General features: G+C 68.0%; 17 protein-coding genes. 5 read left to right on the top strand and 12 right to left on the bottom strand.

Features of this window, described 5'->3' with window-relative positions:
- Positions 1-171 precede the first annotated feature (171 nt).
- The 5 genes from FSZ13_RS12355 to efp form a co-directional block, all read right to left on the bottom strand.
- Entirely contained in the window at positions 172-879 is a 708-nt protein-coding gene (locus tag FSZ13_RS12355) for a squalene/phytoene synthase family protein (protein WP_145480076.1), read from the bottom strand.
- Positions 880-1,029: 150 nt separating this feature from the next.
- Positions 1,030-1,737, bottom strand: coding sequence for a phosphoglycolate phosphatase (locus FSZ13_RS12350; RefSeq protein ID WP_145480074.1), 708 nt, complete (start codon positions 1,735-1,737; stop codon positions 1,030-1,032).
- Positions 1,703-2,434 carry a bifunctional 2-polyprenyl-6-hydroxyphenol methylase/3-demethylubiquinol 3-O-methyltransferase UbiG gene (gene ubiG, locus FSZ13_RS12345; protein WP_145480072.1) on the bottom strand — a complete coding sequence of 244 codons (732 nt, stop codon included), beginning with the start codon at positions 2,432-2,434 and terminating at the stop codon, positions 1,703-1,705. The genes FSZ13_RS12350 and ubiG overlap by 35 nt, the downstream gene beginning before the upstream one ends.
- A gap of 18 nt (positions 2,435-2,452) precedes the next feature.
- A complete protein-coding gene (locus tag FSZ13_RS12340; protein WP_145480070.1) occupies positions 2,453-3,796 on the bottom strand; it encodes a TRZ/ATZ family hydrolase in 1,344 nt (447 codons plus the stop codon).
- A 163-nt stretch (positions 3,797-3,959) separates the two neighbouring features.
- A complete protein-coding gene (gene efp / locus FSZ13_RS12335; protein WP_145480068.1) occupies positions 3,960-4,529 on the bottom strand; it encodes an elongation factor P in 570 nt (189 codons plus the stop codon).
- 100 nt (positions 4,530-4,629) lie between these two features.
- Between efp and epmB the strand changes: the two genes are divergently transcribed.
- Positions 4,630-5,658, top strand: coding sequence for an EF-P beta-lysylation protein EpmB (epmB, locus tag FSZ13_RS12330; RefSeq protein WP_186308925.1), 1,029 nt, complete (start codon positions 4,630-4,632; stop codon positions 5,656-5,658).
- Positions 5,659-5,723: 65 nt separating this feature from the next.
- Here epmB and FSZ13_RS12325 read toward each other — a convergent pair whose 3' ends face one another.
- Genes FSZ13_RS12325 through FSZ13_RS12315 form a run of 3 tightly spaced genes read right to left on the bottom strand, consistent with a single transcriptional unit; the run spans position 5,724 to position 9,618 of the window.
- Positions 5,724-7,850: a putative bifunctional diguanylate cyclase/phosphodiesterase gene (locus tag FSZ13_RS12325; protein ID WP_145480064.1), complete on the bottom strand. Its 2,127-nt coding sequence runs from the start codon at positions 7,848-7,850 to the stop codon at positions 5,724-5,726.
- On the bottom strand, positions 7,847-8,791 hold the full coding sequence (locus FSZ13_RS12320; protein WP_145480062.1) for a phosphate/phosphite/phosphonate ABC transporter substrate-binding protein: 945 nt from the start codon (positions 8,789-8,791) through the stop codon (positions 7,847-7,849). Before FSZ13_RS12320 ends, FSZ13_RS12325 begins: the two co-directional genes overlap by 4 nt.
- Positions 8,792-8,847: 56 nt before the next feature.
- Positions 8,848-9,618 carry an RNA methyltransferase gene (locus FSZ13_RS12315; protein WP_145480060.1) on the bottom strand — a complete coding sequence of 257 codons (771 nt, stop codon included), beginning with the start codon at positions 9,616-9,618 and terminating at the stop codon, positions 8,848-8,850.
- Positions 9,619-9,739: 121 nt separating this feature from the next.
- Between FSZ13_RS12315 and FSZ13_RS12310 the strand changes: the two genes are divergently transcribed.
- Entirely contained in the window at positions 9,740-10,567 is an 828-nt protein-coding gene (locus FSZ13_RS12310; RefSeq protein WP_145480057.1) for an inositol monophosphatase family protein, read from the top strand.
- 572 nt (positions 10,568-11,139) lie between these two features.
- Here the strand turns inward: FSZ13_RS12310 and htpX are convergent.
- Entirely contained in the window at positions 11,140-12,012 is an 873-nt protein-coding gene (gene htpX / locus FSZ13_RS12305; protein WP_145480055.1) for a protease HtpX, read from the bottom strand.
- Between the two features lie 91 nt (positions 12,013-12,103).
- On the opposite strand from htpX, the gene gluQRS reads away from it, so the two are divergent.
- The 3 genes from gluQRS (at position 12,104) to phaR (ending at position 14,681) form a co-directional block, all read left to right on the top strand.
- Positions 12,104-12,988 carry a tRNA glutamyl-Q(34) synthetase GluQRS gene (gluQRS, locus tag FSZ13_RS12300; protein ID WP_145480053.1) on the top strand — a complete coding sequence of 295 codons (885 nt, stop codon included), beginning with the start codon at positions 12,104-12,106 and terminating at the stop codon, positions 12,986-12,988.
- Positions 12,989-13,061: 73 nt separating this feature from the next.
- Positions 13,062-13,802 carry a beta-ketoacyl-ACP reductase gene (locus FSZ13_RS12295; RefSeq protein WP_145480051.1) on the top strand — a complete coding sequence of 247 codons (741 nt, stop codon included), beginning with the start codon at positions 13,062-13,064 and terminating at the stop codon, positions 13,800-13,802.
- Between the two features lie 354 nt (positions 13,803-14,156).
- On the top strand, positions 14,157-14,681 hold the full coding sequence (gene phaR, locus FSZ13_RS12290; protein WP_145480049.1) for a polyhydroxyalkanoate synthesis repressor PhaR: 525 nt from the start codon (positions 14,157-14,159) through the stop codon (positions 14,679-14,681).
- 69 nt (positions 14,682-14,750) lie between these two features.
- Here the strand turns inward: phaR and FSZ13_RS12285 are convergent, their stop codons facing one another.
- The 3 genes from FSZ13_RS12285 to mutL are packed head-to-tail and all read right to left on the bottom strand — an operon-like array spanning position 14,751 to position 18,531.
- Positions 14,751-15,713 (bottom strand): TraB/GumN family protein, encoded by a 963-nt coding sequence (locus FSZ13_RS12285; protein WP_145480047.1) that lies wholly within the window; start codon positions 15,711-15,713, stop codon positions 14,751-14,753.
- Between the two features lie 2 nt (positions 15,714-15,715).
- Complete coding sequence (locus tag FSZ13_RS12280) at positions 15,716-16,651, bottom strand: DUF1684 domain-containing protein (protein WP_145480045.1); 936 nt, start codon at positions 16,649-16,651, stop codon at positions 15,716-15,718.
- Positions 16,652-16,662: 11 nt separating this feature from the next.
- Positions 16,663-18,531: a DNA mismatch repair endonuclease MutL gene (mutL, locus tag FSZ13_RS12275; protein ID WP_145480043.1), complete on the bottom strand. Its 1,869-nt coding sequence runs from the start codon at positions 18,529-18,531 to the stop codon at positions 16,663-16,665.
- Positions 18,532-18,607 lie beyond the last annotated feature (76 nt).

Here is an 18,607-nt window from a genome sequence, read left to right as displayed (position 1 = left end):
GACCTGATGAAATGCGCGACGGAAGCAACATCCGGTAACGCATGACCTGAAACGAAGGCGCCTCTCCGGCACAGGTCATGCGTCCCAGCGCCGATCATCATGGTCGGCAGTCGTTTGGGAACCGACCCTACCGACGGCGCGTCACGCCCCGCGCCACCCGCCGACGGCACGTCACCCGCGCGCGGCCCACCAGGTGCGCAGCAGCGTGCGCACCGGCGTGGCCTTTAGCTCGCGACCATGCGCCCAGGCCTGCTGGCGCGCACGCGCCAGCGAGGCATACAGGCGGCGCGGGCGCGGACCGGACACACGCGCCGGCCAGTCGCGCAGCAGCTGCTGCGCCCAGCGCTGTGCGGCATCGCTGTCGCCCTGCGCCAGCAACGAACGCGGCACAGCGGCCACGCCGGCTTCGTGCAGGCGCTGCGCCAGGGTCTGCAACACTACCGGGGTGGCTACGTCGCCACGCGCCGGCGTATCGAACATCACCGCCTCCACCGCCGCCACGGCGGCACCGTAGGCCTGCAGGGCACGCTGCGCCTGCGCCGGATCGACCGGCACCGCGCGCGCTTCGATCAGGTCCGGCAGGGCCTGCGCCAGTTCGGCCCACGGTGCGCGCACCGGCTCCAGCATGCGCCCCAGCGGATGGCGCGAACGTTGCCCGGCCCAGCTGCGCAGTTCTTCGCCCCACCACGCCAGCTTGGCGTCGGCCGGCATCGGGTCGCCGCTGGTATTGAGGATGTCGTCGAACTCCTGCAGCAGCGCGAACCACGCTACCACCAGGGTGCGCTGGGATTCGGCGATGAACGGTTCGGCCACCTGCCATTCCGGCCAGCGGGTCCGCCATTTGTCGAGGAAGCTGTCGAGGGCGGTGGAGGTGGTCATCAGGGGATTCCTTGGGGAGCGTGTATCGACCAACGGTCGACACCTACCAGTGTTGTTTGAACGACAGGGCGCCCGCCAGCGTTGTTTGACCCAATGGGCGACCGGCGTCAGGGGGCGCCCGGCGAGCCGTGGGCCGGCCAACGGCCGGCGCTACCGGCGGGCGGCTGGCCAGGCGTTGGCGTACTGAAGCGCTTCCGGCTGCTCGATCATGACCTCGGCGCCCCAGGACAACGGGTCGTCGGCGTCCAGCCGGTAGCCCCACAGCGCGGCCACCGAGGCCATGCCGGCCGCGTTGGCGGCGACGATGTCACGCTCGTCGTCGCCGACGTAGATGCAGGTGCCCGGGTCGATGCCCATGCGCTCGGCCGCGGTCAGCAACGGCAGCGGATGCGGCTTGCGCTGGGCCAGGGTGTCGCCGCCGATCAGCACCGCGCAGCGCGTTTCCCAGCCCAGCTGCGGCAGGATCAGGCGCGCCAGGTACTCCGGCTTGTTGGTGACGATGCCCCAGGCACAGCCGGCTGCTTCCAGCGCATCAAGCATGCCGTCCACGCCGTCGAACAGCACCGCGTGCTGGCCGATCAACGCTTCATAGCGCTCCAGGAACTCGGGCACCAGCGCATCTCGCGCCTCCTGCCCGAGCTCCGGAAACGCTACCGACACCATCGCACGCGAGCCTTTCGAGACCACCGGGCGCAGTACGTCCAGCGTGATCGGCGCGCGCCCGCGCGCGGCCAGCATTGCGTTGGCGGTGGCCAGCATGTCCGGCGCGCTGTCGAGCAAGGTGCCGTCCAGGTCGAACAGCACCGCCTTCGGGAACGCGGACTCAGCCACGGTCGTCGGCGTCGGGCTTGACCGCATGGGCCAGGTAGTTGATGTCGGTGCGGGAACTCAGCCGTGCGCGGTTGCGCCACGGCTCATAGGCCATGCCGCTGACATCGCGCAGGGTGAAATCGGACTCACGCAGCCACCTGCCCAGTTCGGCCGGCTTGATGAATTCCTGGTAGTGATGCGTGCCCTTGGGCAGCAGCCGGGCGATGTACTCGGCGCCGACGATGGCCACCGCGAACGCGGCCGGGGTGCGGTTGATGGTGGACAGGAACAGCTGGCCGCCGGGCTTGAGCAGGCGGTGGCAGGCGGCGATGATCGCGCCCGGGTCCGGTACGTGCTCCAGCATTTCCATGCAGGTGACCACGTCGAAGCTGCCCGGCTGTTCGGCGGCCAGGTCTTCGGCGGCCTGCACGCGGTAATCCACGCTCACGCCCGACTCCAGCCCGTGCAGGCGGGCTACCTTGACCAGCTCCGGCGCCAGGTCGATGGCGGTCACATCCGCGCCGGCCTGGGCCAGCGCTTCGCTGAGCAGGCCGCCACCGCAGCCGATGTCGAGCACGCGCGCGCCGCGCAGGGGAACCCGGTCGGCCACGTACTTCAGGCGCACCGGATTCAGCGCGTGCAGCGGCTTCTGCGGGCCGTCGGTGTCCCACCAGCGGTTGGCGAGCGCGGCGAACTTGTCCAGTTCGGCCTGGTCGAAATTGGTGGAAGCGTGGGGGGTGTTCATGGCTGTCCTTTTCGCGCCTCAGGCGCGGATGTGACGAATTCGCTCGCGCCACTGGCGGGCGTTGGCGACGATGGCGGCGGTGTCCATGCCGACCAGCTCGCGCTGGACCAGCTTGGGCTGCCCGGCAATCCAGACATCGCTGACCTGGTGGCGACCGGCGGCATATACCAGCTGCGAGAGCACGTGGTGCAGCGGCTGGGTTTCCAGCGCCGACAGGTCCACGCAGACCAGGTCGGCCTGCTTGCCCACTTCGATCGAGCCGATGCGGTCGCCGAAGCCCAGCGCGCGCGCGCCGCCCAGGGTGGCCGCACGCAGCGTGGTCGCCGCATCCAGCGCGGTGGCGTCATTGGCGACCGCCTTGGCCAGGATCGCCGCGGTGCGGTTTTCGCTGAACATGTCCAGGTCGTTGTTGCTGGCGCAGCCGTCGGTGCCGATCGCCAGGTTGACCCCGGCGCGCTGCAGGGCGCAGGCCGGGCAGAACCCGGAGGCCAGCTTGAGGTTGGATTCGGGGCAATGCACCACGCTGACGCCGCGCTCGGCGCACAGGTGGATTTCCGCTTCGGTCAGCTGGGTCATGTGCACCGCGATCAGGCGGTCGTTGACCAGACCCAGCCGGTCCAGCCGCGCCAGCGGGCGCTGGCCGTGCAGCCTGATCGAGTCGCTGATCTCCTGCGCGGTTTCGTGCGTATGCAGGTGCACCTGCATGTCCAGCTGGTCGGACAGCATGCGCACGCGTTCGAAGTTGGCATCGCTGACGGTGTACGGCGCGTGCGGGGCGAACGAGGTGCCGATCAGCGGATCGGTGCGCCACTGGTCGTGCAGTTCACCGGCCTTGGCGAAGTACTCGTCGTCGCTCTTGGCCCAGGCGGTGGGGAAATCGATGACCACCGCGCCGACCAGCGCGCGGAACCCGTGCTGCTTGTAGACGGCGGCCTGGACGTCGGCAAAGAAGTAGTTTTCGTTGGCGCAGGTGGTACCGCCGCGCAGCATTTCGGCGATGGCCAGGGTGGTGCCGTCGGCCACGAACTCCGGCCCGATCACCGCCGCTTCCACCGGCCAGATGTGCTGCTGCAGCCAGACCATCAGCGGCAGGTCGTCGGCAACCCCGCGCAGCAGGGTCATCGGATTGTGCGTGTGCGCGTTGACCAGGCCCGGCATCAGCGCCGCGTCCGGGCGCGATACGGTCTGTTTCGGCGCGAACCGCGCGCGGGCTTCGGCACGCGGAAGGATCGCGACGATCTCGCTGCCGCGCACGGCCACGGCATGGTCTTCCAGCACCACCGCATGCGGTTCGATCGGGACCACGTAGCCGGCTTCGATCAGCAGGTCACAGGGTTCGGGAATGCGTGCGGTGTCGGTCATGCGGGCTCGCTTTGGGGGGCGGTGATCCGACGATACGGGATCACCGCGATGTGCGGGTGGGGTAGAGCCGACTGTTAGTCGGCTGCCGTTCGCGACGCGCGTTCAGACCCCGCCAACAGCAGCCGACTGACAGTCGGCTCTACCGTAATTCGACTTCGTCGAATTACTTGCCGGCGCGCGCGGAGTATTCGCCCGAGCGGGTGTCGACCTTGATGATTTCATCCTGGTTGACGAACAGCGGCACGCGGACCACGGCGCCGGTTTCCAGGGTGGCCGGCTTGCCGCCACCGCCCGAGGTGTCGCCACGGACGCCCGGATCGGTCTCGACGATCTTCAGTTCCACGAAGTTCGGCGGCTGCACGAAGATCGGCGAGCCGTTGAACAGGGTGACGATGCAGGACTCTTCGCCCTTCAGCCAATTCTTGGCATCGCCGATGCCGGCCTTGTCGGCCTGGACCTGTTCGAAGGTTTCCGGGTCCATGAAATGCCAGTACTCGCCGTCGCTGTACATGTAATCCATGTTGGTGTCGACAACGTCGGCCTTTTCCACGTCATCGGTGGCCTTCATGGTCATTTCGACAACTCGGCCCGACCTGATGAAGCGGTACTTGATACGGGTGAAGGCCTGGCCCTTGCCCGGCTTGACGTACTCGGTCTCGGTGATGACCGCCGGTTCATTGTTGACCAGGATCTTCATCCCGTTCTTGACGTCGTTCATGCCAACAGTGGCCATGCTGAAACTCCTGAATGGGCAAACGCCGCGCAGGCGCGGCGAGCCGGATAGAATGGGAAACCCACCAGCAACGGCGGGGAGACACGTTTTTCTGACCCATATGATAACCGCAGGCCCCCATTCCATGCAGCTTTCCGCCACGCCACTGCCCACCCCCGTCCGCTGGCAGCAGCTGTGGCGCGAGGCGGTCCGCGACCCGCGGACCCTGCTGGAACAGGTGGGGCTGGACCCGGACGCCCTGCCCCTGTCGGGCGAGGCCGCCGCGCAGTTCGCGCTGCGGGTGCCGCAGGGCTTCATTGCCCGCATGCGCCACGGCGACCGCGACGACCCGCTGCTGCGCCAGGTCCTGCCGGTCACCGATGAACTGCAGCACGTGCCGGGCTTCAGCCTGGACGCGGTCGGCGACGGGCTGGCGCGCAAGGCCACCGGGGTGATCCAGAAGTACCAGGGCCGGGCCCTGCTGGTGACCACCGGCAGCTGCGCGATCAACTGCCGCTACTGCTTCCGCCGGCATTTCGACTACGGCACCGAGAACGCCGCCCGCGAAGGCTGGCGCGAGGCGGTGGACGCGATCGCCCGGGACCCGGGCATCGACGAGGTGATCCTGTCCGGCGGCGACCCGCTGTCGCTGGCGACCCACAAGCTGGTGGAACTGACCCAGGCGCTGAAGCAGATTCCGCACCTGCGCCGCCTTCGCATCCACAGCCGCCTGCCGGTGGTGCTGCCGGAGCGGGTGGATGAGGAGCTGGTGCAGTGGATCGCCAGCCTGCCGTGGCCGGTGGCGTTCGTGATCCACGCCAACCACGCCAACGAATTCGATGCATCGGTGGACGCGGCCATGGCGCGCCTGCGCGGCGCTGGCGCCACCCTGCTCAACCAGGCCGTGCTGCTGCGCGGGGTGAATGATTCGATGCAGGCGCTGCAGGACCTGAGCGAGCGCAGCTTCGCCGCCGGAGTGCTGCCTTACTACCTGTACCAGGTCGATCGGGTCCAGGGCGTGGCGCATTTCGAGGTGGACGATGCCACCGCGAAGTCGCTGCATGCGCAGCTCACCGCGCGGTTGTCGGGGTATCTGGTGCCGAAGCTGGTGCGGGAGATTTCCGGGGATTCCAGCAAGCGCCCGGTGTAGGGCGCAAGCGCCCTACACCGCGCTTGCGGTAGAGCCGACTGTTAGTCGGCTTCCGCTTTGCCGCCCTACCGCCCGGATTCGATCATTTCCACGACCTCGGTCGCGGTGATCGGCACGCTCAGCCAGTACCCCTGCGCCAGGTCGCAACCGCGCTGGCTCAGCAGGTCGAACTGCACTTCCTGTTCGATGCCTTCAGCCACCACGGTGATGCCAAGCGCGTGGGCCATGGCGATGATCGCCGTGGTCAGCGCCAGGTCGTCGGGATCGCGCTGCATGTCGGCGACGAAACTCTTGTCGATCTTGACCCCGTCAACCGGCACCTGGCGCAGGTGGCTCAGGCCGGAGAATCCGGTACCGAAGTCGTCCAGCCACACCTTCACGCCGGTGCGGTGCAGCTTGTCCAGCAATGCGGCGGCCAGCATTTCATCGCCGATCACCGCGGTCTCGGTCAGCTCCAGGTGCAGGCGCGAGGCCGGCAACCCGGTGTCGCGCAGGCACTCGGCGACCAGCGTCGGCAGTTCGCCGCCGCGCAGCTGCCGCGGCGACACGTTGACCGAAACGAACATGCCTTCGCCATCGGCCGAATGCGGCCACTGCACCGCCTCCCGGCACGCCGCGCGCAGCACCTTGGGCCCGATCACTTCGATCAGGCCACTCTGCTCGGCCACTTCGATGAACACCGACGGCGGAATGGTGCCCAGGGTCGGGTGCTGCCAGCGCAGCAGCACTTCCACCCCGACCATGCGGCGGTCGCGGGTGCGGAAGATCGGCTGGTAGACCAGGCGCAGTTCGCCGCGCTCCCACGCGCCGCGCAACTCCTGTTCCATGTGCACGCGGCGCTCCACCGCGTGGTCCATTGCCCGGCTGTAGTAGCGGTAACAGTTCTTGCCGGCGACCTTGGCCTGGTACATGGCGATGTCGCCATTCTTCAGCAGGGTGGTCGCGTCGGCGGCATCGTCAGGGAACAGGGTAACGCCGATGGAGGTGCCCAGGAACAGTTCCCTGCCCTGCACCACCAGCGGCTTGCCCAGTTCACGCACCAGCAGTTCGGCCAGCTGGCGCGCGCCGGCGGCGACATCGCCGTCGCCGATCAGGATCACGAATTCGTCGCCACCAAACCGCGCCAGCAGCGCTTCGTCGCCGCCGGCCTGGGCCACGGCGGCACGGATGCGCTGGGCGAACTGCAGCAGCGCTTCGTCGCCGGCTTCGTGGCCGAGGGTGTCGTTGACGCGCTTGAAGTCGTCCATGTCGGCGAACAACAGGCCCAGCCGATGCCCGGACGCGCGCGCGGCCATCAGCCGGTGGTCCAGCGCTTCGCGGAACGCCAGGCGGTTGGTCAGTCCGGTCAGGGCGTCGGTGTAGGCCATGTGCCGCACTTCGCGGTCGTGGCGGGCAATGGCTTCGCTCATCCGGCCGAAGGCGCGGACCAGCTCGCCCACTTCGTCCTGGCGGTTGTTGTGGCTGAGCTGCGGGCGGTAGTCGCCGGCTTCGATCTGGCGCGCGGCGCTGGCCAGGCCACGGATCGGGGCGACCAGGGTGCGCTGCACGTAGACGATGACCACCACGCCGATCGCCAGCAGCAGGCCCAGCATCAGCAGCAGCCAGCCCAGGTGGCGCTTGCCGACCTGCTGCAGGCGCTCGCCCAGGGTGGTGTTGGCGCGCTGCTCCATGGCCTGCACGTCGTCCAGCGCCATGCCGACGCGGACGCCGCCGATGCGCTGGTTGCCGACCATGATCGGCATGGCGTTGTCGAGCACCTTGGGCGATTGCTGCACCACCAGGGTGCGCGCGGCCACCGCACCGGCCGCCAGCGGGTCCTGCATGGCCTTGCCGAAGTCGACCACTACGCTGCTGCCGTCGTGGATCAGCCTGCCGTCTTCGTCGAACACCAGCACGTAGCGCACCACCTGCTGCCGCGAGGTGTTGCGCACCAGCGCGCCGACCTGGGCCAGGTCGTTGTAATACAGCGGGTTGGCCAGGGCATCGGACAGCTCGCGCGCCAGCGCCTCGCCGCGGCTGCGCACGCTGCGGTCGAACAGTTCATGGATGACGCTGCCGCTGAGGTTCTTGACCTCGTCCTGCATCGCCGCCTGGCGCCCCAGCACCACGGCCACGATCGCCACCACCACCACCATCGCCCCGCCCATCGCCAACACGAAACGGGACTGCATTCCGGAACCAAACGGCCTCATTCCACTTCCATCCGCACGCGTGTAAGACCCTGTTTCAATTCATCCAAACGGTGCTGCATCTGCGCATCGACCCGATGGAACCCGGACGTACCAAAAAATTTTTCCAGCGCGTCCTGCGCCTGTGGATCCGACGCGGCCTCCAGCAATACCTGCTGCAGGCGGTCGCGCACCTTCGGGTCGAGCCCGGCCCGCACCACTTCGACCGCCCGCGGATACGGCTCGGTGCGATGGATCGGTCGGAAGTCACGCCGGAACGTGGCTGGGATGCGGTGCTCGTCGCCCCAGTCGACGCTGCTCACCGCGCCGGCATCGACCATGCCCTTGTGCACGTAGGTGGCGATGTTGGCCTCCGAGCGCGCGAATACGTAGCCCACGGTGTCCGGTGCGGCGGCGTCGCGCGCGGACAACAGGATCTCCGGGGTCAGGCCGTTCTGCAACAGGGTCATCACCGGAACCAGATAGGCACTGGTGGAGGCGACGTTCTGCAGGGCCAGGGTATGGCCCTTGAGGCCAGCCAGCGAGGTGATCGGGCTGTCGCGGCGGACGAAGAACACGGTGTGGTAGTCGCGCACGCCGTTGCGTTCGGTCAGAAGAAGGGGCTGTGCGCCGCTGCGCAGGCCCAGCGCTACGGCGGTGCCAGCGGTTTCGGTGACCCAGTCGACCCGGCCACGGCGCAGGTAACTGGCCATCTGCTGCGCATCGGGGGCCATCAGGATGCGCCCTTCGGTGATGCCGACGTCGCGCATGCGCGGGACGACGTAGTCGAGCAGGGGTTGCAGTTGGGCATAGTGTGACTTGGGGTTGTCGCTGATCCGGCCCAGCACGAGGACGTGGTCCAGGCCGGCGGTGTCAGGGCCGGCAACCGCGGTTCCAGCCATCGCAATGATGCCCAGCCACAGCAGCCCTCCCTGCAACAGCCATCGCAGTAGCGGCAATCCCATTCGCTCCCCCCAAGGAATGGCAACAGCCTACCCGAAAAAGTGAGACGTGCGTCAGGTCATTCGGGCTTGGCGTTGGCCAGGCGCGCCATCCGCTGGGCGTCGGCCAGGATGCCGCGCAGCAGGCGCACTTCCTGTTCGCTCAGTTCGGTCCGCAGGAACAGGCGGCGCAGCTTGCGCATGGCCGAGTCGGGGGCGCGGCCCTTGTGGAAGTCGATGTCGTCCAGGGTCTGGCCGAGCTGGCCGAACAGGCCTTCGACCTGGGCATGGCTGGCCGGCTGTTCGCGGTGTTCAGGATCGGCGGGGGCGGCGGCTTCGACGCCGCCGAGGCTGGCCATGCGCAGTTCGTAGGCGAGTACCTGGACGGCGGCGGCCAGGTTCAGCGAGCTGAAGTCGGGGTTGGACGGGATGTGCACGGCGAGGTGGCAGAGCTGCAGCTCTTCGTTGGTCAGGCCGGTGCGCTCGCGGCCGAATACGAAGGCGACTTCGCCCTCGGGGTCGGCAGCCTTGGCCAGGGCACGCTGGGCGGCCACGGCAGGAAGAAGTTCTTCGAGCTGGACGCGACGGGCGCGGGCGGTGCAGCCCAGGACGAGCCGGCAGTCGGCGACGGCGTCGGCCAGGGTGGCGACCACGGGGGCGTCGCCGAGCACGTCTTCGGCGCCGGCGGAGCGGCGGAAGGCTTCTTCATCCAGCGGTTTTTCGGGGGCCACCAGCACCAGCCGGCCCAGGCCCATGGTCTTCATGGCACGGGCGGCGGCGCCCATGTTGCCGGGGTGCTGGGTGCCCACGAGGACGAAACGGATGCGGGAGGGAGCGGGATGTGCGGACATGAACAGGCCAAACGCGAGCAGGACAGTCACAAATGGTAAACTGTGCGACCGGCCTTTGCGCCGGGACCGCTCTTTTCCCCCGCCAGTACCCCCATCTCTGCCTTTACGGGAGCTATTTACCATGCAGAAACCCGCCGTCACCGTCATGGTCAAGGCCGCCCGCCTCGCCGGCAACGTCCTGTTGCGCAACATCAACAAGCTGGAGGCGCTGAACGTGGTGCAGAAGGGGCGCATGGACTACGCCAGCGAGGTCGATGCGGACGCGGAAAAGGTGATCATCAAGGAACTCAAGCGCGCCTACCCGGACTACGGGATCATGGCCGAGGAAGGCGGGGTGCAGGCGGTGAACCGTTACATGTGGGTGATCGACCCGCTGGACGGTACCAGCAATTACCTGCGTGGCTTCCCGCACTACTGCGTGTCGATCGCGCTGGTGGAGAACGGCGAGCCGATCGATGCGGTGATTTTCGATCCGCTGCGCAATGAACTGTTCACCGCCAGCCGGGGTGCCGGTGCGGTGCTGAACGACCGCCGCATCCGGGTGGCGGACCGCAAGGATCTGTCCGGGGCGATGATCCACACCGGTTTCGCGCCGCGCGAGCGCAGCCGCACGAGTGCGCAGCTGAAGGCGGTGGACGCGTTGCTGGTGCAGGCCGAAGACGTGCGCCGCACCGGTTCGGCGGCGCTGGACCTGGCCTATGTGGCCTGCGGCCGCGCCGATGCCTATTTCGAAGCCGGCGTGAAGGCCTGGGACATCGCCGCGGGCGTGCTGCTGGTCCGCGAAGCCGGCGGCCGGGTCTGCGACTTCAAGGGCGCGACCCCGGCCCGCATGGACAGCCGCGGCCCGGAAACCCAGCAGATCGTGGCGGGCAACGTGAAGAACAGCGAAGTGCTGCAGAAGGTACTGGTCAACACCGGCTACGCGGCCGAGTTCGACGCGAAGTTCTGATCGACCTGATGTGGGATTCAAGCAACGGCGCCTTCGGGCGCCGTTGTTGTTTGGAGACAACGCGCCATGGCGCCTTCGAACGCCGGAAACGCGCGACGGCCTCCCGGGACACCGGGCAACGCGCAATCACCCGGTAGCGCCGACCGTTGGTCGGCGGTGGGAACCCGTCATCACTCGTTGAAATCCAACGTCAACAGCAACTGCAACTGCAACTGCAAAAGCCGGCGTCTCAATTCCACGTGCAGGGGCGGCCGCCGGGCAGCCCCCTCCGGGACACGCCGTGAACCGCCCTCCGGGCCCCGGCCCAGCCGCCAGCGGCTGTGCGTTCAGTCGCACGCGAGGCAGTGCCTCGCAAGCAGTGCGCCTTCACCCCTGGGGGCTTGTCAAAAACATCCATGTTTTTGACAGTCCCTACGGGGGCTACCCGCCGTCCGCCCCCATACCGGGTCGTGTGCGGAGGGAGAGAGCAGCCGGGCAGAGCCCGGCTCTACTGGTTCTGCGATCAGTACTGCAGCACCAAGAAAAACGCCCGGCAAAGACCGGGCGTTTTTTAACTCGTTACCACACCCCCATCACGCCACGGTGCTGCTCGCGGCCTTCAGCGCGGCAATGCGCTCATCCAGCGGCGGGTGGCTCAGGAACAGCTTCTTTGCGGTGGCGCCGGCGATGCCGAAGGCGGCGATCTGGGTCGGCAGGGTGCTCTGGCCGTGGTTGAGCTTCAGGCGCTCCAGCGCGGCGATCATCTTCTGGCGACCGGCCAGGTGGGCGCCGCCGGCGTCGGCGCGGAACTCACGGTGGCGCGAGAACCAGATCGCGATCATGGTCGCGAACAGGCCGAACACCATTTCCAGCACGAACACGATGATGAAGTAGGCGAAGCCACGGCCGCCGCCTTCGCGGTTGCCCGACAGCGCACTGTCGATGATGCCGCCGACCACGCGCGCCAGCACGATCACGAACGTGTTGAGCACACCCTGCAGCAGCGCCATGGTGATCATGTCGCCGTTCGCAACGTGGGCGATCTCGTGGCCCAGTACCGCCTCGGCCTCGTCCTCGCTCATGTTGTGCAGCAGGCCGGTGGACACCGCTACCAGCGCATTGTTGCGGTTGGCACCGGTGGCGAACGCATTGATTTCAGGACCGTCGTAAACGGCCACTTCCGGCATGCCGATACCCGCCTCGCGGGCCTGGCGCTCCACCGTCGCCAGCAGCCAGCGCTCGGTGGGGTTGCGCGGTTCGGTAATGACCACCGCGCCGGTGGAGCGCTTGGCCATCCACTTGGACAGCAGCAGCGACACCAGCGACCCGCCGAAGCCGAAGATGGCCGCAACCACCAGCAGGCCGCTCATGCTTGCGGGATCGATCCCCGCCAGACGCATTACAAAGCCCGCCAGGAGCAGCACGGCGAAGTTGGTCGCGAGGAACAGGGCGATACGACTGAACATGGGAAGAGGATGCTTTAGGTTGATGTTGCTGCAAATCTGCGGGGACTTCAGGTTGAATTCAAGTCGCAACCTGACCGACGATTCATAGTTCATGTCAATGACTGCCTACCGCGGGCGTTTTGCCCCCTCCCCCACCGGCCCCCTGCACGCCGGCTCCCTGCTGGCCGCGTTCGGCAGCTGGCTGCTGGCCCGCCATGCCGGCGGCCACTGGTCCGTCCGCATCGAAGACATCGATCCACCCCGCACCGTCCCCGGCGCCATCGACCAGCAGCTGGCTGCACTTGCGGCCTTTGGCTTGGCCAGCGACGACCCCATCGTCCGCCAGAGCCAGCGTGATGCCCTGTACCGGGAGGCCATCGACCGCCTGCTGGCGGAAGACAGGGCCTTTGCCTGCCACTGCAGCCGCACCGACCTGGCCGACCAGCACGGCATCCATCATCACTGCGTAGGACGTACCGAACGGGCGCGACCGGCCATCCGCCTGCGGGTGCCGCCGGGCAGCGTCGTCGCCTTCCAGGATGGCCTGCGCGGCCCGGTCCGCCAGGACGTGCATGCCGAGGTCGGCGATTTCGTCCTGCGCCGCGCCGACGGGTACTGGGCCTACCAGCTCGCCGTGGTGGTCGACGACGCCGACCAGCGCATCACCGACGTCGTCCGCGGTGCCGACCTGCTCGACTCCACCGCGCGCCAGATCCTGCTGCAGCAGGCCCTGGGCCTGCCTACCCCGCGCTACCTGCACCTGCCGCTGCTGCTGGAGCCCGACGGCCACAAGCTGTCCAAGTCCGACGCGGCGCGCCCGGTCGATCCCCGTGCCGCCGTCCCGGCACTGCAGCAGGCCTGGGCGCAGCTGGGGCAGGACCCTGCGCACCTGGCCGGCAGTTCCGGGGTGGCGGGGCTGCTCGACCGCGCCCGCAGCGGCTTCGATCCGGCGCGTTTGCCACCGGGAGACATCCACCTGCCCCCCGACCCGGCCTGAGCCCCCATTTTTCGCCGCGATGTTGCAGAATCGCGTTCCCCCTTGCTGGCCCTGCCTTTCGGAGTAGCTGCTCATGACATCTCGCGTCGCACTGGTCACCGGCGGTACCGGCGGTATCGGTTCCGCCATCTGCCAACGTCTGGCCGACCAGGGCCATCGGGTTGCCACCAACTACCGTGACGAGGCCAAGGCCCTGGCCTGGCGCGAGAAGATGCTGGCGCGCGGCTGCGATGTGGCGATCTTCCCCGGCGATGTCGCCGACCCGGCCACCGCCGAACAGATGGTGCACGCGGTGGAAGCGGCGCTCGGTCCGGTCGAGATCCTGGTCAACAACGCCGGCATCACCCGCGACACCACGTTCCACCGCATGCGCGCCGACCAGTGGCACGACGTGATCAACACCAATCTCAACTCGGTGTTCAACGTCACCCGCCCGGTCATCGAAGGCATGCGTCGCCGCGGCTGGGGCCGGGTGATCCAGATCAGCTCGATCAACGGCCTGAAGGGCCAGTACGGCCAGGCCAACTACGCCGCCGCCAAGGCCGGCATGCACGGCTTCACCATCTCGCTGGCGCGCGAGAATGCCGGTTTCGGCATCACCGTCAACACCATCTCGCCCGGCTACGTCGCCACCGACATGGTGATGGCCGTACCCGACGAAGTACGCGCCAAGATCATCGCCGACATCCCGACCGGCCGCCTCGGCAAGCCCGAGGAAATCGCCTACGCCGTCGCCTTCCTGGTCGCCGAGGAAGCCGCCTGGATCACCGGCTCCAACCTGGACATCAACGGCGGCCACCACATGGGGTGGTAACGGTTACAAGCCGCGCCACCAAGGGCTCCCAAGGCCGACCAACGGTCGGCGCTACCGGGGTGCAGCACAACCGCTGCGGGGCCTGCCACGCATAGGTTCAGTCGAGGAGCCCCCTTCTTGTTGAAGGGGGCGCGCCAACGGCGCGGGGTTAAGGAAACATGCCCCGGGGGCCCACGTTTTGCGCAGCAAAACGTGGGCAGCGAATGATTACGCAGCGCAGCGCCGGTTGCGGAACCTCATTTTGCTGCACAAATTGCTGCGCAGCATGAAGATTTGCCATGAATGACCAAAGGAGGTTGCAACCGGTGCTGCGCTGCGCAATCATTCGCCCTTACGCTGACGAGTGACTGCTTCATGGCTGCGAACCGCATCATCAAGAAGTACCCGAACCGCCGTCTCTACGACACCGAAATTTCCAGCTACATCACCATCGAGGACGTGCGACAGCTGATCCTGGACGGTGAAGACTTCGAAGTCCGCGACGCCAAGAGCGGCGACGACCTGACCCGCTCGGTACTGCTGCAGATCATCGCCGACCAGGAACAGGACGGCGAGCCGATGCTGTCCACCCAGCTGCTCAGCCAGCTGATCCGCTTCTATGGCGATTCGCTGCAGGGCTTCATGGGCAACTACCTGGAGCGCAGCATGCAGGTGTTCCTGGACCAGCAGCAGCAGTTCCGCCAGCAGATGGGCAACCTGCTCGGGCAGACCCCGTGGGCGATGATGAACCAGCTCACCGAACGCAACCTGGAACTGTGGCAGGACTTCCAGCGCAACATGGGCAGCGGCTTCGGCCCGCGCCCGCCGGGCACCTCCACCGGTACCGGCACCGGCAACGCCAAGCCCGATGCGCCGGCGGGCGGCAAGACCCGCCGCTGATTCCCGCGCGGCAGTACGCAGAAAGGCGCAGCCTCACGGCCGCGCCTTTTTCGTTTCCGGCTGAAGCCTTCAGCGTCTGGACCGGCCCTTGGGTTTGGTGCAGGCGCTGCAGATGCGCTCGACCTGGTAACCCTTGGCGCGCAGCTTTTCGACCACCCCGTCTTCGCCGAGCAGGTGCAGCGTTCCCACCACCACCAGCGTGCCGCCCTGCCCGGCCTTGAGCTGTTGTTCCAGCTTGGGCACCCAGGCGTCATTGCGGTCGGTGTTGATGCGCTTGTAGAGCTGCGGATAGGCGCCGCGCATTTCCGCGGCCATCGCGTTCCACAACAGTTTGTCGTCGCCGCGTCGCCAGGCGTCGTGCAGCTTGCGGCCGTCGGCATCGGCCTGCCCGGCCTGCTCCAGCGCCTCGGCCACCATCTGCTGCTGTTCCTGCGTCGACATGCCCGACAGCACCGCCACCTGGGTGTCGATGTCTTCCAGTCCGCTGGTCGGCTTGCCCGCATCGGCGGCGCGCGTCATGAAATGCCGGTCCAGCCCGAGCGCCGGGTCCAACCCCATCTTGGCGAACTGCGACAGGGTGATGGTCAGGCCGACGAACCAGGGCTTCATGCCCTGCAGCTGGGCCAGCGGCAGGTTGTTGGCGCGCGCATAGTCCTGCAGCCTGGTCCAGGTGGCCGCGTCCAGGTCGCGCTTGAGCTCGCTGCCGTCGGTGCGCATGGCCGCCTGCAGCATTTTGCGGGTCAGGTCCGGCGACTGCATGTCCTGCGGCGACAATTCGAACACCACGCGCCGGGAGGCGGCGAACGCCTGGTCGACCTCCGGCGCCACCGGGTAATCGTCGGCGCGCAGCAGGTGGAACGAGCCCAGCAGGTACAGCTGGCTGTCGCCCGGGCCGGTCACCTTCCACAGCAGGGGCACCGGCGCACTGGCGGCGGCGGCCGCGGTGGCCGGCGCAGCCATGGCGGCGGCACTACCCAGCAGCAGGCCGGTGGCCAGCAGCAACGGGGCCGCCAATCGCTTCAACATCGTCATCGTCACACTCCTCCGCGGGGCGGGTGATAGGCCTGTTCGCCCGCCTCGACCCGCAGGTCCAGGCGGTTTTCCGGCGGGGTCAGCGGGCACGTGGCGAACGGAGTGAACGCGCACGGTGGGTTGTAGGCATGGTTGAAATCAATCAGCACCGTGCCACTGGCATCCGGCGCCGGCAGGTCCAGGTAGCGCCCGGCAGGGTAGCTGCCGTGGCCGCTGGTGCGGTCGCCGAAGATCACGAACAGCTCGCGCCCGGGTTCGCCCAGCGCTTCCAGCCGCCAGGTCCTGCCGTCGCGTTCGAACTCAAGCGCGCCCGCGTTGGGCATGGCGGTGGTGAGTCCGGTGATGTCGACGATCGGCAGGGTCTTGCCGGCCGGGTGCGGCACGAAGCGTGCGCTGACCCGCCAGTCCGGGCCGCCGGGCCAGTAGTTGAGGCCGGCGAATCCACTGCGCGAATAGGCGTCGGCGTGCTTGACCCGCAGCGCGAAGCGTTCGCCGCGATGGATCAGGCTGAGTTGGCCCCTGCCATCGTCGAAGGCGATCCGGGTGGGCGCCGGATCGCGGTCGCTCTGGAAACGGATCCGACCGGTCAGCGGCTTGCCGTCCACGCTCAGCGCCACGCCGCGTTCGGGGGTGAAGGTGACGCTGTCGCCGTTGCGCGCCACCATGCCCAGCTTGGCCGGGCCCACGGCCAGGCGGATACCACTGCCGGGGCCGCTGCCGATGAAATGTGCCTTGTGCTCGAGCCAATGCAGGCCGACCAGGCTGGTCCAGCCATCGGGCGCCTGCAGTTCCGTGTAGCGTTGCAGTCGCCACTGCTGTTGTTCGGCGGCGAACGCCGGATCCACGGTCGCCTTGACCGGCGCCGTTTCCTTGTCGCCGCAGCCTGCCAGGCCCAGCGCCAGCAGCGCGGCACCAAGTCCCCATCCCCAAGTACGCATCGTGCTCCCCTTCAACGTCCGCGCAGGAACCAGCGGTCGATTTCCGCCAGCGAAAAACGGGCCCAGGTCGGCCGGCCGTGGTTGCACTGGCCGGACCGTTCGGTGATTTCCATGTCGCGCAGCAGCGCGTTCATTTCCGGCAGGGTCAGCCGCCGGTTGGCGCGCACCGCGCCGTGGCAGGCCATGGTCGACAGCAGCTCATCGCGGGCGCTGGCAATGCGCCGGCTCTGGCCATGTTCGCGCAGGTCGGTCAGCACGTCGCGCAGCAGGCCTTCGGGTTCGGCATTGGCCAGCAGCGCGGGAATGCTGCGCACATGCAGCGAGCCGGGACCGGAACGGGTGATCTCAAAACCCAGTGCGGTCAACGTGTCGGCCTCGCGCTCGGCGGTGTCGGCATCGCGCTCGCCAACGGCCAGGGTGATCGGCACCAGCAGCGGTTGCGCGTGCAGGCCGGTGGCATCGTGTGCGGTCTTCAACCGTTCGTAGCCGATGCGTTCGTGGGCGGCATGCATGTCGACCACGATCAGGCCTTCGGCGTTCTCGGCCAGGATGTAGATGCCGTGCAGCTGCGCCACGGCGTACCCCAGTGGTGGCACGCCGCTGTCGGCGGCGGTCACCGGCAGGCCCTGCTCGCTGGGCATCGGCGGCAGCGGGGCGTCGCTGCCGGCGGGGCGCGCATACAGCGCGGCATACGCGGAGGGCGCATCGGCCACGCGCAGGCCCAGCGGGGACTGCTGCGGGCGCCAGCCGGCACCGCCCATGCCGGTGCCCGGGCCGCCACCACCGCCGCCGGCCAGGGCGTAGCCGCTGCCGGCGAAGCTGGCCGGGTGTGGCGCGATGGCAGGGTTGGGCTGGCTGTCGGCCCCCGCGCCTGCGGCCGTCATGCCGGCGCGGGTTTCGGCCAGCGCTTCCTTGAGGGTGCGGTAGACGAAATCATGGATCAGGCGCGCGTCGCGGAAGCGCACTTCGTGTTTGGCGGGATGGACGTTGACGTCGACGCGGGTGGGGTCCAGCTCCAGGAACAATACGTAGGCCGGCTGGCGCCCATGGAACAGGACGTCGCCGTAGGCCATCTTCACCGCATGGGCGACGCTGCGGTCGCGCACGGAACGGCCGTTGACGTACAGGTACTGCTGGTCGGTGCTGGCCCGCGAATAGTGCGGCTGCGCGATCCAGCCATGCAGGCGCAGGCCGGCACCGCTGTGGTCGACGCGCATGGCCTGGGTGGCAAAGTCCTCGCCGAGGGTTTCGCCCAGGCGCGCATCGGAGTACAGGTCGCCGGGCTTGTAGCGGCGCGAGGGCTTGCCGTTGTGCGACACACGCAGTTCGACGTCGGGCCGGGCCAGCGCAAGCGAACGCAGCCATTCTTCGATATGGCCGAGTTCGGTGCGTTCGGCGCGGAGGAATTTGCGCCGTGCGGGGACGTTGTAGAACAGTTCGCGCACTTCGACGGTGGTGCCGGGCGCATGCGCGCGGGGGGTCACTTCGCCGAGTTTGCCGCCTTCGATCTGCAGGGCCGAGCCGTGTTCGTCGCTGCGCCGGCGCGAGGCCAGGGTAAACCGGCTGACCGAAGCGATCGACGGCAGGGCTTCGCCACGAAACCCGAGCGTGGCCACTGCTTCCAGGTCGTCCAGGCTGGCGATCTTGCTGGTGGCATGCCGCGACACCGCCAGCGGCAGTTCCTCCGCGGCGATGCCGCCGCCGTCATCGCGGATGCGGATCAGGCGCACGCCGCCTTCTTCCAGGTCGATATCCACGCGGGTGGCGCCGGCATCCAGCGCGTTTTCCACCAGCTCCTTGACCACCGACGCCGGGCGCTCGACGACTTCGCCTGCGGCGATCTGGTTGATGAGGATTTCGGGGAGTTGGCGGATGCTCATGCGGGCATGATATCCGGATCGTGGGGGTGGATTCCGATACCGATTGGGCAATGGGCCCATGGTCGATTGATCCCGA

It is taken from the genome of Stenotrophomonas rhizophila, assembly GCF_007667275.1.
Taxonomy (GTDB): domain Bacteria; phylum Pseudomonadota; class Gammaproteobacteria; order Xanthomonadales; family Xanthomonadaceae; genus Stenotrophomonas; species Stenotrophomonas maltophilia_AE.
The sequence above is the reverse complement of the archived record's forward strand: the minus strand, read 5'-3'. Positions and strand labels throughout refer to the sequence as shown.